The organism is Simiduia sp. 21SJ11W-1 (genome assembly GCF_024138675.1).
GTDB lineage: Bacteria > Pseudomonadota > Gammaproteobacteria > Pseudomonadales > Cellvibrionaceae > Simiduia.
On the sequence record NZ_CP090959.1, the window covers coordinates 694,390 to 706,405 of the forward strand.

The 12,016-nt window shown below is 57.1% G+C and carries 11 protein-coding genes; 8 read left to right on the plus strand and 3 right to left on the minus strand.

Features of this window, described 5'->3' with window-relative positions; genetic code table 11:
- The first annotated feature begins 198 nt into the window (after nucleotides 1-198).
- Entirely contained in the window at nucleotides 199-2,937 is a 2,739-nt protein-coding gene (locus L1F30_RS03045; RefSeq protein ID WP_253359235.1) for a pitrilysin family protein, read from the plus strand.
- Nucleotides 2,938-3,054: 117 nt separating this feature from the next.
- Nucleotides 3,055-4,506, plus strand: coding sequence for a cobyric acid synthase (locus tag L1F30_RS03050; protein ID WP_253359237.1), 1,452 nt, complete (start codon nucleotides 3,055-3,057; stop codon nucleotides 4,504-4,506).
- On the opposite strand, the gene L1F30_RS03055 is transcribed toward L1F30_RS03050, so the two are convergent.
- Nucleotides 4,503-5,450 (minus strand): LysR family transcriptional regulator, encoded by a 948-nt coding sequence (locus L1F30_RS03055; RefSeq protein WP_253359239.1) that lies wholly within the window; start codon nucleotides 5,448-5,450, stop codon nucleotides 4,503-4,505. The genes L1F30_RS03050 and L1F30_RS03055 overlap by 4 nt on opposite strands.
- An 826-nt stretch (nucleotides 5,451-6,276) precedes the next feature.
- Here L1F30_RS03055 and L1F30_RS03060 point away from each other — a divergent pair.
- Entirely contained in the window at nucleotides 6,277-6,771 is a 495-nt protein-coding gene (locus L1F30_RS03060; protein WP_253359241.1) for a helix-turn-helix domain-containing protein, read from the plus strand.
- 77 nt (nucleotides 6,772-6,848) lie between these two features.
- On the opposite strand, the gene L1F30_RS03065 is transcribed toward L1F30_RS03060, so the two are convergent.
- Nucleotides 6,849-7,604, minus strand: a complete 756-nt coding sequence (locus L1F30_RS03065; RefSeq protein ID WP_253359248.1) for a PEP-CTERM sorting domain-containing protein — start codon at nucleotides 7,602-7,604, stop codon at nucleotides 6,849-6,851.
- A 161-nt stretch (nucleotides 7,605-7,765) separates the two neighbouring features.
- Nucleotides 7,766-8,356 carry a DNA-3-methyladenine glycosylase I gene (locus L1F30_RS03070; protein WP_253359250.1) on the minus strand — a complete coding sequence of 197 codons (591 nt, stop codon included), beginning with the start codon at nucleotides 8,354-8,356 and terminating at the stop codon, nucleotides 7,766-7,768.
- A 94-nt stretch (nucleotides 8,357-8,450) separates the two neighbouring features.
- Between L1F30_RS03070 and L1F30_RS03075 the strand changes: the two genes are divergently transcribed.
- The 5 genes from L1F30_RS03075 to L1F30_RS03095 all read left to right on the plus strand — a co-directional run bounded on the left by L1F30_RS03075 (nucleotide 8,451) and on the right by L1F30_RS03095 (nucleotide 11,941).
- Complete coding sequence (locus L1F30_RS03075; RefSeq protein WP_253359252.1) at nucleotides 8,451-9,014, plus strand: hypothetical protein; 564 nt, start codon at nucleotides 8,451-8,453, stop codon at nucleotides 9,012-9,014.
- A gap of 6 nt (nucleotides 9,015-9,020) precedes the next feature.
- A complete protein-coding gene (locus L1F30_RS03080) occupies nucleotides 9,021-10,001 on the plus strand; it encodes an alpha/beta fold hydrolase (RefSeq protein ID WP_253359253.1) in 981 nt (326 codons plus the stop codon).
- 57 nt (nucleotides 10,002-10,058) lie between these two features.
- Nucleotides 10,059-10,505 carry a D-aminoacyl-tRNA deacylase gene (gene dtd, locus L1F30_RS03085; RefSeq protein WP_253359261.1) on the plus strand — a complete coding sequence of 149 codons (447 nt, stop codon included), beginning with the start codon at nucleotides 10,059-10,061 and terminating at the stop codon, nucleotides 10,503-10,505.
- Between the two features lie 41 nt (nucleotides 10,506-10,546).
- On the plus strand, nucleotides 10,547-11,617 hold the full coding sequence (locus L1F30_RS03090; RefSeq protein WP_253359263.1) for an HD domain-containing phosphohydrolase: 1,071 nt from the start codon (nucleotides 10,547-10,549) through the stop codon (nucleotides 11,615-11,617).
- 96 nt (nucleotides 11,618-11,713) lie between these two features.
- Complete coding sequence (locus L1F30_RS03095; RefSeq protein WP_253359264.1) at nucleotides 11,714-11,941, plus strand: hypothetical protein; 228 nt, start codon at nucleotides 11,714-11,716, stop codon at nucleotides 11,939-11,941.
- Nucleotides 11,942-12,016 lie beyond the last annotated feature (75 nt).

Here is a 12,016-nt window from a genome sequence, read left to right on the forward strand (position 1 = left end):
TGAGATTTTTAGCGGCCCTGAGCCCGCTGGCGTAAGATTATGATTATTTGCAGTTCCTAAAACCAGCTAAAAGCTGCGATTAACCGCCGTTAATATGCGTCAGTGCGACTTGCGCCGGTAGGGTTGTTTTGGCAAAGATGCTACATTTGGTATGCGCTGCGATCCGGCGCCACAATAAATCACAAATGGAGTTTGCCCATGTTCAAAAAACCGTTGGCCGCTGCCTGCCTGATGTTTGCCGCTGGCGCCTATGCCGGCCCGCTGACTGATTCTGTTCAAATCCCCTATGAAACCTTCACCCTGGATAACGGCCTGCGCGTGGTGGTGCACACCGATCGCAAGGCGCCGGTGGTGGCGGTAAACGTGTGGTATCACGTGGGTTCCAAAGATGAGAAACCCGGCAAAACCGGCTTTGCCCACCTGTTTGAACACCTGATGTTTAACGGCAGCGAAAACGCCCCGGGCGAATTTTTTGAACCCTTTGAAAAGGCCGGTGCCACGGGCATGAATGGCACCACCTGGCTTGATCGCACCAACTACTTTGAAACCGTGCCCACGCCCGCGTTGGATATGGCGCTGTGGATGGAGTCCGATCGCATGGGCCACATGCTCGGCGCCATCGACCAGGCCAAGCTCGACGAGCAGCGCGGCGTGGTGCAAAACGAGAAGCGCCAAAGCGAAAACCAGCCCTACGGTAAATCCTGGGGCATTTTACAGAAATCGGCTTTCCCTGCAGGGCACCCCTATTCCTGGAGCACCATTGGCTCTATGGAAGATTTGAACGCCGCTTCGCTTGAGGATGTGAAGGCCTGGTTTCACGAATACTATGGCGCCACCAACGCCGTGGTGGTGCTGGCGGGTGATATCGATGTAGCAACCGCCAAGGCCAAGATGAACAAATACTTCGGCTTCGTAGAGCCAGGTGAGCCCATTGATCGCCAGAAAAGCTGGGTGGCCAAACGCGATAGCCAAAAACGCGTAAAAACCCAAGACCGCGTACCGCAATCGCGCTTGTATAAATCCTGGAATACCGCAGAGCTTGCCAATAGCGACAGCGATGTGATGCAAATTGTGGCCGAGCTGCTGGCCGGCGGCAAAAACTCGCGCCTGTACAAGCGCCTGGTGCATGAAGATCAAATTGCCACCAGCGTGAATGTGGCCTACTGGCCCTTTGAACTCTCAAGCCTGTTTACCATTATTGCCGATGCCAAGCCCGGCGTGGAATTGGCACAGGTAGAGCGCGCCATTGATGAAGAAATTGCCCGCTTCTTGAAAAAGGGGCCCGACAAAAAAGAACTGGAGCGCGTGCGCACCAGCCTTTTTGCAAGCTTTGTGCGCGGTGCTGAAAAAGTGGGCGGCTGGGGTGGCAAGTCAGACATCCTGGCCTCTAACGCGGTGTACATGGGTGACCCGGGCGCTTTTAAAAAGAGCCTGCTAGTGATGGAAGAGGCCAGCACCAAAGACGTGCAACAAGTGGCCAAGCGCTGGTTGTCTGCCGGCGATTTGGTGTTGGAGGTTGAACCCTTCCCGAAACTTGCCGCCTCCGGCCAAGATGCCGATCGCTCTAAAATTCCCGATGCCGGTGAGGTGCCGCAGCTGAGCTTTCCCGCCATTGAGCGCACAGAGCTCGCCAATGGCCTGAAGGTGGTATACGCGCGCCGCGATACCGTGCCTCAGGTGAACTTGTCGCTTATGTTTGATGCGGGATACGCGGCAGATTTCGGCAACAAACTGGGGCTCACCAAGCTTGCCTCGGGCGTGATGTTTGAAGGCACCAAAAAGCGCGATGCGCTGGAAATTGCCGAAGAGCTGGAAGGCCTGGGTGCTAACTGGAATGTCAGCAACAATGTGGATGTCACAACCTTTGGTGTGTCGGCGTTGAGCGTAAATCTGCGCGATACCTTAGATGTGTTTGCCGATGTAGTGCAAAACCCGGCCTTCCGCGAGCAGGATGTCGAGCGCAAACGCTCACTGGCATTGGCGGGTATTGGCCAGGAGAAATCCCAGCCGGTATCTATGGCGCTGCGCACCTTGCCGCCACTGTTGTACGGCAACCAACACGCCTACGGCATTCCGCTAACGGGCTCTGGCACTGAAGATTCCGTCAAGAGCATCAGCATTGACGACATGAAACAATTCCACAGCCAGTGGATTCGCCCAGACAACGCCACACTGGTGGCTGTAGGTGCCATGTCGCTTGCGGATTTAAAGCCGGAGCTTGAGCGCGCCTTTGGCAAATGGCAGGCACCTAAAGCCGATAAAGGCACAAAGAAAATCCAACCGGTAAGCGCACCGGCGAAGGCTCACGTTTATCTCATTGATAAACCCGGCGCCGAGCAGTCGGTGATTCTGGCAGGCCAGCTGGTGGGGTCAGCCAAAGACAAAGGCAACCTGGCACTGGATATGGCCAACACCATTTTGGGCGGCGCCTTTACTGCACGGTTGAACATGAACCTGCGTGAAGACAAACACTGGGCCTATGGCGCCTACACCTTCATGGTGGATGCCGTAGCGCAGCAGCCGCTGATGGCCTATGCCCCGGTGCAAACCGATAAAACCAAAGAGGCTGTGGCCGAAGTGGCGCGCGAGTTGAAGGAATACCTGGGTAAAAACCCGGCCCAAAAAGACGAGCTGCACCGCTACCAGTTAAACGAAGTGGCCAAGCTGCCCGGCAGCTACGAAACCATGAACGCCGTCTTGGGCGCCATGAGCTCGCAGGTGCGTTTCGATCGCCCGGATGACTATGTGGTGACCTACGCCGATCGCGTTAAAGCGCTCACCGTAGACCAAGTGCGCCAGGCCGCCCAAACCAACATGACACCCGATAAGCTCACCTGGGTGATTGTGGGCGATTTAAACAAGATTGAGGCGGGTATCAAATCGCTCAACCTTGGCCCCATTAACGTGTTGGATGCCGATGGTAAACAGGTGCGTTAATACCTGAGTGCCCAAGTTTTTAAGCCGGCCCCGGGCCGGCTTTTTTGTGCCCGGTAATTTTTTTGCAAGCCGCGCGCACACGCAACGTACAATGGGCGCCGAACTTTGGGAGCGCTTATGGCGAAGACATTAATGGTGCAAGGCACCACCTCCGATGCGGGCAAAACCACCTTGGTGGCCGCACTCGGGCGCCTGCTGGCCCGTGAGGGGCGAAAGGTGGCGCCCTTTAAGCCGCAAAACATGGCACTTAATTCTGCGGTAACCGAAGACGGCGGCGAGATTGGCCGTGGCCAGGCGGTGCAGGCGCAGGCCTGCGGCGTGGCGCCCCACACAGACATGAACCCCATATTGCTAAAGCCCGCCACTGATACGGGCGCGCAAGTTATTGTGCACGGGCGCGCGCTCTCGCAAATGGAGGCCGGCGCCTTTCACGACTACAAAAAAGTGGCCATGCAGGCGGTGCTCGAATCCTACCGGCGGCTCGCATCGGCCTATGAATTTATTGTGGTTGAGGGCGCCGGCAGCCCCGCGGAAATTAACTTGCGCGAGGGCGATATTGCCAACATGGGTTTTGCCGAGGCCGTGGACTGCCCGGTGATCATCATTGCCGATATCGACAAGGGCGGCGTTTTTGCGCACTTGGTGGGCACCTTGGCGCTCTTGTCGGAATCTGAGCAGGCGCGGGTGCGGGGCTTTGTGATCAACCGTTTTCGCGGTGATATTTCGCTCTTGCAGCCGGGGCTTGATTGGCTGGAGCAACGCACAGGCCTGCCGGTGTTGGGGGTGATTCCCTATCTGGAGCAGCTGCACATTGCCGCCGAAGATGCGCTCACCAGCAGTGCAACAGGTAAAGAGGGCGCGCGTTTGCGGGTGAAAGTACCTGTGTGGCAACGGATCAGCAATCACACAGATTTCGACCCCTTGCGGCTGCACCCACAGGTAGATTTCGAATTTGTAGGCCCGGGTAGGGAGCTGGCGGGTGCCGACTTGATTGTGTTGCCCGGCACCAAAAACACCCGCGCCGATTTGGCCTTCATGCGCGCCCAAGGCTGGGATCAACAGCTGGTTCGCCACTTGCGCTACGGCGGCAAGGTGCTGGGTATTTGTGGTGGCTTGCAGATGTTGGGGCGCGATATTCACGACCCAGAGGCCATTGAAGGCCCGGCGGGCAGCTCTGCGGGCTTGGGCCTGCTGCCCATCAGCACCACCATGGCGCCCGAGAAAACCCTCACCAATGTGTGCGGGCATTTGCACCTGCCGGGGCGCCCACCGGCGGTTATTACGGGCTATGAAATTCACGCAGGCCGCACCACTGGCCCCGCCCCCTCGCTTATTGCCCTCGGCCAATACAGCGATGGCTACCTGAGTGAAGATGAGCAGATAGCGGGCACTTACTTACATGGGTTGTTTGATGCCCCCGAGGCCCTGAGCGCGTGGCTCCACTGGGCCGGCACAGGTGAGGTGGCAGCCTTCGATCATGGGCTGCGCGTAGAGCAAGATCTAGACAGGCTTGCCGATGCGGTGGCAGCCCATCTGGATTGGGCGCGGGTAAAGGCCTGCTTTGGCTAGCGGAATTTAAGCTCGGCGCAGGCGCCGAGCAGTTGGCTGCGTAGCCAGCTGTGCGGGCCGGAACCCGCGGTGCGTTGATGTTGCACCAGCACGTAGCGCATGAGGGTGTTGAGCGGCTCGGCATCGGCGCTGGGAATCTGGCGCGCCGCCAGCAATTGGCGCAGCTGCGGGCTTACGGCCAGCAGCGGCGGGCCCAGCATGATGGCATCGGTACGCAGTAAAACTTCAATGGCGGTCATCAGGTGGCTGGTTTCCAGCACAAAGTGCAATTGGCGCTCGTACTCGGCCAGGCGCGCATCCTGTTGCCAGAATTGCAGCTTGCGAAAATCGCCCACCAGCAAGCGCACCTGCGGGTAGCGCACAAAGCCCTCCCATTGCACTGTGGCCTGCTCGGTAAGTGGGTGATCACTACGCATCAGCAAGCAAGGTTGCATGGCGCCAAGGCTCGTAACCTCAAAACCCGGCCCATAGTGCTGGCGTTGCAGTTGCACGGCAAAATCCAGCTCGCCATCGGCCAGTTGCTTGAGCGGGTTGGCCTCGTGGGCGGCCGCACTCAGGCGTACCCCCGGCGCTTCAAGGGCAAGCCGCGATACCAGTGTTGGCATAATGGCCACGCCCAGGTATTCACCCAGCGCCAAGCGGAACTGGCCCTGGTAGTGGCGGCTGTCGAAGCCTTGGGGCAGCAGTAGTTTATCGGCTCCGCGCAGCCAGTGGGCCAGTGGCTCTGCCATTGCAAGGGCTTTGGGGGTGGGCGTTAGGCCCTGGGGGCTGCGGGTAAATAGCGGATCGTCCAGCGCTTGACGCAGCCGGCCCAAGGCCTTGCTCACGGTAGACTGGGTAAGGTGCAACCGCTCGGCCACCCGCGAGACTTGCCGCTCTTCAAGCAGCAGGTGCAGAGTGACCAATAGGTTCAGGTCTAGCCGGGCCAGTTGATCAATATTCATGGGTGTGAATTTAATTCATATCTAAATTGATTAAAAGTCACTGGAAGAATATTAATCCGTCCCCTAATCTAGCAACCACTCCACACCGTAGGGTGTGCATAGGGAATGCTCTCCCTGTGACTGCCGTGAGCGGCACATTTTACCCCTCTGAACTTGTTCAGATAGCGTCAGATTCACCCCGCCCCGGCGGGGTTTTTTTATGGCCAAGGATGGCCGGTATGCCGAAAAGAGCCAGGGAGGGCGCCGGGTCGACGCATCGATTCGGCGTGCTCGAATTCACTGCTACCCCAAAACCCAGCAAAGGCAGGACGCCGTATTGCAGGGCATGGCCAAGGATGGCCGGTATCACGGTGAACGCGACAATGTGCCGAAAAGAGCCAGGGAAGGCGCCGGGTCGACGCATCGATTCGGCGTGCTCGAATTCACTGCCACCCCAAAACCCAGCAAAGGCCGGCGCCGCATTGCAGGGCATGGCAAGAGTTGGCAATTCGCTGCGCGAGCATTCACACAGCCCTTGACTCCATAGCCCCGGATCTTGAAGCGAAAATTAAGCGAACCGCTTATTTCCTCTGAGGGCTGGTTAATCTCTGGTTGTATTTCACAGCCTATTCCGCCCGGCAGCTACCTTCAGGGGCCTGTTCGCCGAAATATTGTAAATACCCTGCAACGCCCGCCATTGTTGGGGTTTAGCCTGAGCGTCCCGCTGGTTTCAGGGCCGGTTTCGGGGTGGTTTCACCTTACTGTCGGGTTGGTTTCAGGTAAGCTTCGTGTTGGGCTGGGCGATTTTTCGCAATCATGGCACCACCTCAACAGCAAAGGCAGAACGATGATTTTACGTAAGCTCAGGTTACAGCGCGGCTGGTCGCAAGAGCAGCTGGCAGACATGGCGGGTGTCACAGTGCGCACCATTCAGCGGCTGGAGCGCGGCCACAAGCCCGGGCTTGAAACGGCAAAATCACTGGCTGCGGTGTTTGAGGTGGAATTTTCCATTTTTCTCAGCGAGGAACGCCCAATGACAAGTGATCAATCAGTAGACAAGCCCGCAAATCAAGCCAACAGCAAGGCAGATCTGGAGGAAGATCTGGCCGTTGAATACATCAAGGGTGTAAAAGAATTCTTCAGCCACCTGCTAATGTACGTAATTTTTTGTGCCGTCTTTCTGTTTTTGGATGATGAATACTCAAGCACTCTGTTGTGGGGTTTCTTCGGCTGGGGTGTGGGGGTGCTTTTTCATGGCTTGAGCGCTTTCGAGGTTATCCGCTTTGGCACAGCCGATTGGGAGCGCAAGCTGGTGGAGTGGCGTTTAGGGCGTAAGTGGTAAGTGTCGCTGGCAAATTAAGGCATGAAAAAAGGCACCTTTGGGTGCCTTTCTAGTTGTGCCTTCTTAGTTGTGCTGAATCAGGCCTTGCGCTTGCGCATGGCCGCCAAACCTAACAAGCCCAAGCCCAGCAGGGCAAAGGGGGCGGGCTCGGGTACTTTGATGTCTGCACGCGCATCCAGCCAATCGTTGCCACACGACATGGTCCAGTGGGCGTCCATGGTGAAATCGCTCATCAAGCCAATGGCACCAATGTTGAAACTGAACATGTTGTAGAAGGATTTCTTACCGTCTGCGCCCATTGCATAACTTTCCGTGAAGTTGCTGCCATTGGCGGCAATCAACAGGTTGCCACTGGCCATGGCAAAGGGGTTGGACACGCCGTGGCCTGTGTATACATCGTTGCTCCAGCTCGTTACCGCGTACAGGCCTGCGGCATCTGTGCCGAGGTTAGTGCCATAGTAGCCCTTGGTGAGATTGCCGAAATCCAGTGCGTACTCGTATTGGCTGTCGTCGCCATCAAAAGACAGGGCCAGGTCGCCGTTGAAGTAGTCTTTGTTGCCGTAGCGGTAGCCGTTGTTGTCGGCATCTATGATGTCAAAGCCCGTTTGCAGGCCCACGTGCAGCGTGTTGCTGCTGGCGTCGAACTTGTACATCAAAAATTCAACATCAAAAGGCTGGCCGCCCACGCCAGGGGCGATAACGCCGTCGCCGTTGCCGGCGGTTACGGTCATCTGGTTCCAGTCTGAACCCCATACGTTGAGCAGGCTTGCAGAGGCAGACAGTGGTGCGCCCAACAGCAGAGCAAGAGCGGCAATTTTAAAAGGTGATTTCATGGTTGTGCTGGCATCCTTGTGGGTTAATCCGGCCGCAGCGCGGCATAGGGGATGCAGAGCAAATACCAAGCCACTAACGAAAAATCCTTTTATGCCAATGGGTTATTGTAGGTTTAGGCCATTCAGATAAGGTGGGTTGTTAAATTTTCCGACAGCGTGGTTTACAGGCTGAATGCCTCGCCAAGTGCTTTGCATTCGGCGTGTGCCGGGCAGCTGACCAGGTGATCGTTCACCATGCCGGTGGCCTGCATGTGGGCGTAGCAAATGGTAGAGCCCACAAAGTTAAAGCCGGCTTGCTTTAGGGCTTTACTGAGCTGGTCTGAAAGCGCGGTGCTGGCCGGCAGCTCGCTCATGGAGCGCAGGTTGTTTTGAATGGGGCGCCCATCCACAAAATCCCAAAAAAAGGCCACCGGGCTCTGGCCTGCTTCTTTCATATCCAGCCAGGCGCGGGCGTTTTTTACGGCGCTGTTTACTTTCAGGCGATTGCGGATAATGCCCGGGTCTTGCAGTAGTTGTTCGATTTTTTGGGGGCTGTAGCGGGCAATTTTCTCTGGGTTGAAACCGTCAAATACCTTGCGGTAGTGCGCACGCTTGCGTAGCACAGTAATCCAGCTAAGCCCGGCCTGCGCACCTTCCAGCACCAAAAACTCAAACAGGGTTTGCTCGTCTTTGAGCGGGCGGCCCCACTCGTGGTCGTGGTAGTGCTCATACAGCGCGTCGCCGTGGCACCAGTTGCAGCGTGGATTATTCATGGGCGGCTCCTCGGTTCTGGTGCCAGTTTGCCTCCGTTCGCTTGGGGTCGTCTACACTTTGGGGATTGTTTAAGCACTGAGTGGAATTCGGGCAATGAAGCGAGGCTATTTGCGTTACCTGTGGTTGCTGGCGTGCTTGGTGAGTGCCCCATTATTGGCACAGTCGCCTACGGCCTGTGACGTAACGCGCACGGCCAAGGTGGCCTTTACCGGCCAGCAGGCCACCGATACCCTGACTGTCACAGTGGCAGGGGACCCTTGCCGCGAGGCCACGGTAGTGCTGCGTATCAACAATAAAGACGGGCGCGAGGTGTACCTGTATGAGGGCCTTTTGCTTGAGCACTTGCCCTTTGTGGTGCACGAGCCTGAGCTTGAGCCGCTGGTGGGCTTTTTTGCCGAAAAGGTGATTCGCGATGGCTTTATTCGCCGCACCAACGACTTGCCGCCCTGGGCGCCGGTGGAGCAATATTACGATTCAACCAACGACATCATCGTGGTTTCAGAACAGGTGTATAACGGCCTGCGCGGCATGAAGAAACCCATATTCTGGCATGCAGCAGGCGATGCCACCTGGGTGCATGTGGTGTACGACGGCCGCAGTCAGTACGGGCGTATCATCATGCGCGGTGGCGTGTTTCGATCAGCAGGAGAGCAGTGAATCACCATGCATCAGGCCTACCCTGATATTCGCCCCTTCGCCCGCAACACACTCGCCGTTAACGGGCATCAAATATATGTTGAGCAGGCCGGCCAGCCCACGGGCGTGCCGCTGCTGTTTTTACACGATGGCCCGGGCCTCGGCTGCCATGGGGCCGACCGTCGGCTCTTCGACCCGCAGCGCTTTCACATGATATTGCCAGACCAGCGCGGTTGTGGCCGTTCGCGCCCGCACCTGGCCCTGGCCGATAATCGCCGCGAGCAGTTGTGCGACGACATGGTGGCCTTGCGCGAACAGCTAGGCATAGAGCAATGGGTGGTGGTGGGTGTTGGTTGGGGCGGCCTGCTGGCGCTCACACTGGCGCTGCGCGAGCCAGAGCGGATTCAACATCTGCTGCTTATAGGAACCGGGCTTGGCCGCCGGCAGGAGCTTGAGTGGCTGTTTGAAGAGGGCGCGCCACAGGTGTTTCCCGAGGCCTACCGGCACCTGTGCAAGGCCTTGCGGGTCACCGAAGGTTTGAGTGCGGGTGAACTCCTGGCGCGCGCCACCGACATGTTCCAGTCAGACAACGAAATCGAGCGCATGGCACTGGCGCGCCACTGGGGCCAGTGGATGTCGCAATGTGCGGGCTTAAAGCCCCAAACCGATTTGCAGAAGGCCTATCTTGAGCCGCCGGTGGTGCTGGCCCATGCCTGCCTGCAGGCCGCTTACATGCAGCGCCAGTGGGATTTTGATCAGCCCGCCGGTGTGTTGCCACACCTTGGCGCCCTGCAATCGCACGGCATTACCTGTGTGCACGGGCGCTTCGACATGATCTCGCCACTTTCAGGTGTGTGGCACCTGCAGGGGGTGCTGCCAGACATGAAAATCCACATAGTACGCGAGGCCGGCCATTCAGTGCGCGAGGCCGCCATGCTGGATGCAGTGGTGAAGGCCCAGGCCGATATCGCCGGTGCCTGCAATGCGCCGCCCCCCGATTGCGGCTAGCGCTGCCTGCGGTACACTGGTGGCCTTGTAATAAGCAGTTATCAGTAGGGAAGGGGCGTGCGGGCGTTAATTCAGCGAGTAACCCATGCAAGGGTAGATATCGAAGGCCACACAGTGGGCGCCATTGATCAGGGCTTACTGGTTTTGCTGGGGGTGCAGCGTGGCGACACCGAAGCGGTGGCCGATAAATTACTGGATAAGCTCCTTGCCTACCGCGTGTTCTCCGACACTGAAGGCAAGATGAACTTGAGTGTGCAAGACGTACAGGGTGGTGTGCTGTTGGTATCGCAATTTACCTTGGCGGCCGATACCCAAAAAGGGCTGCGGCCGGGGTTTTCCAATGCCTGCCCGCCGGCAGAAGCCCGGGCGCTGTTCGATTACACGCAGGCCCGGCTCGAAAGCCTGCACGCCCAGGTGGCTTTCGGGCGCTTTGGTGCCGACATGCAGGTGAGCCTCACCAACGATGGCCCTGTGACCTTTTTGCTAGAGATGAACGCCCAGTGAGCGCACCGCGCTAATAACAATAGGCTTACGAGTAGCTACAGATGATGAAAGTGCATCAAGGTCGAATTCTGATTGTTGACGACAACGCCGTGAACATTGTGATTGTGGAAAAGATTCTTCGCCAAGACGGCTTTGTGCACATAGATTCCACCACCGATGCCAAAGCCGTGCGCGAGATGTACCTGGCCAATCGCTATGATGCGATTTTGCTGGATGTGCACATGCCTGAAATGAATGGCTTTGAGGTGATGCTGGAACTGCAGCAAGATCAACCGGAAGACTATCTGCCCATACTGGTGCTCACTGCCGATCACACACCCGAAACCCGCCATCTGGCGCTGAGTTCGGGCGCGAAAGATTTCATCAGTAAGCCCTTTGAGCGAGTGGAAGTATTGTTCCGCGTGCGCAACCTCGTAGAAGTGCGCATGTTGCACAAGGCGGTGCTGGATTCCCACGAGAATCTGGAGCACAAAGTGCGCGAGCGCACGCGCCAGTTGTACGAGGCGCAAATCAAACTCATTGAGTGCCTGGGCAAGGCCGCCGAATACCGCGACAACGAAACCGGCATGCACGTGGTGCGCATGAGCCACGCCTCGGCACTGTTGGCCAAGCGCATGGGGTTGAGTGACGATGAGTGCGAAATTATTCTGCATGCAAGCCCCATGCACGATATTGGCAAAATCGCCATTCCCGATGAGGTGCTGCTAAAAGAAGGCAAGCTCACCAGCAAAGAGTGGCGAACCATGAAAACCCACGCCGAGGTGGGGGCTGAAATTCTGGGCAGCTACGATTCACGGTTAATGGAAGTGGCGGCCATTATTGCCAAAACCCATCACGAGCGCTGGGATGGCAAGGGCTACCCGGCGGGCCTTAAGGGTGAAGAAATTCCGCTCTACACACGCATTGTGAGCGTGTGCGATGTGTTTGATGCACTCACCTCCAACCGGCCCTACAAAGCTGCCTGGCCTGTGTCTCGGGCGCTGGAGTATTTGCAGGAAAACAGCGGCAGCCAATTTGACCCGCAAGTGGTGGAGGAGTTTGTGTCTATCATCGATCAGGTGCTGGCCATTCGCCAGCAATTTCCCGATCAGAAGGCCGAACACGCCCATTAAAAGGCTGCGCCAACATTATTCATATGAGGTAAAAAGTAACGTCCGCAAAGTGGTAAGAGGTAATGCGGTTTCATCGCCAATAAAAGAGGAAAAAGTATGGATCCGGTTTCATCTGCGCTGTTTGTTTTTGGTTTGATTTTATTGGGTGTGAGCTGGCTGCTCATGTTGCAGGTGTCGTTTAGCGACGACTATGTGTGGGGCCTTTCAACCCTGTTTGTACCGCCGTTGGCCTACCTGTATGGGTGCTTCGCCTGGAGCAAGGCGAAAGAATCGCTGTACTTCGCCGCGGGCGGCTGCGGTCTGTTATTTTTCTCGTTTATCTGATTTTCTATCGGGCGGGCAAACCTTGCTACCAAAGTATGGTTTTGCCAAGCGGCAGGCAACAAAAAAGGGCGCTAG

Excerpts from the sequence above, each read along its gene's own strand:
- L1F30_RS03045 (WP_253359235.1), top strand. The coding sequence starts at position 199 with ATGTTCAAAAAACCGTTGGCCGCTGCCTGCCTGATGTTTGCCGCTGGC.
- L1F30_RS03050 (WP_253359237.1), top strand. The coding sequence starts at position 3,055 with ATGGCGAAGACATTAATGGTGCAAGGCACCACCTCCGATGCGGGCAAA.
- L1F30_RS03055 (WP_253359239.1), bottom strand. The coding sequence starts at position 5,450 with ATGAATATTGATCAACTGGCCCGGCTAGACCTGAACCTATTGGTCACT.
- L1F30_RS03060 (WP_253359241.1), top strand. The coding sequence starts at position 6,277 with ATGATTTTACGTAAGCTCAGGTTACAGCGCGGCTGGTCGCAAGAGCAG.
- L1F30_RS03065 (WP_253359248.1), bottom strand. The coding sequence starts at position 7,604 with ATGAAATCACCTTTTAAAATTGCCGCTCTTGCTCTGCTGTTGGGCGCA.
- L1F30_RS03070 (WP_253359250.1), bottom strand. The coding sequence starts at position 8,356 with ATGAATAATCCACGCTGCAACTGGTGCCACGGCGACGCGCTGTATGAG.
- L1F30_RS03075 (WP_253359252.1), top strand. The coding sequence starts at position 8,451 with ATGAAGCGAGGCTATTTGCGTTACCTGTGGTTGCTGGCGTGCTTGGTG.
- L1F30_RS03080 (WP_253359253.1), top strand. The coding sequence starts at position 9,021 with ATGCATCAGGCCTACCCTGATATTCGCCCCTTCGCCCGCAACACACTC.
- L1F30_RS03090 (WP_253359263.1), top strand. The coding sequence starts at position 10,547 with ATGATGAAAGTGCATCAAGGTCGAATTCTGATTGTTGACGACAACGCC.
- L1F30_RS03095 (WP_253359264.1), top strand. The coding sequence starts at position 11,714 with ATGGATCCGGTTTCATCTGCGCTGTTTGTTTTTGGTTTGATTTTATTG.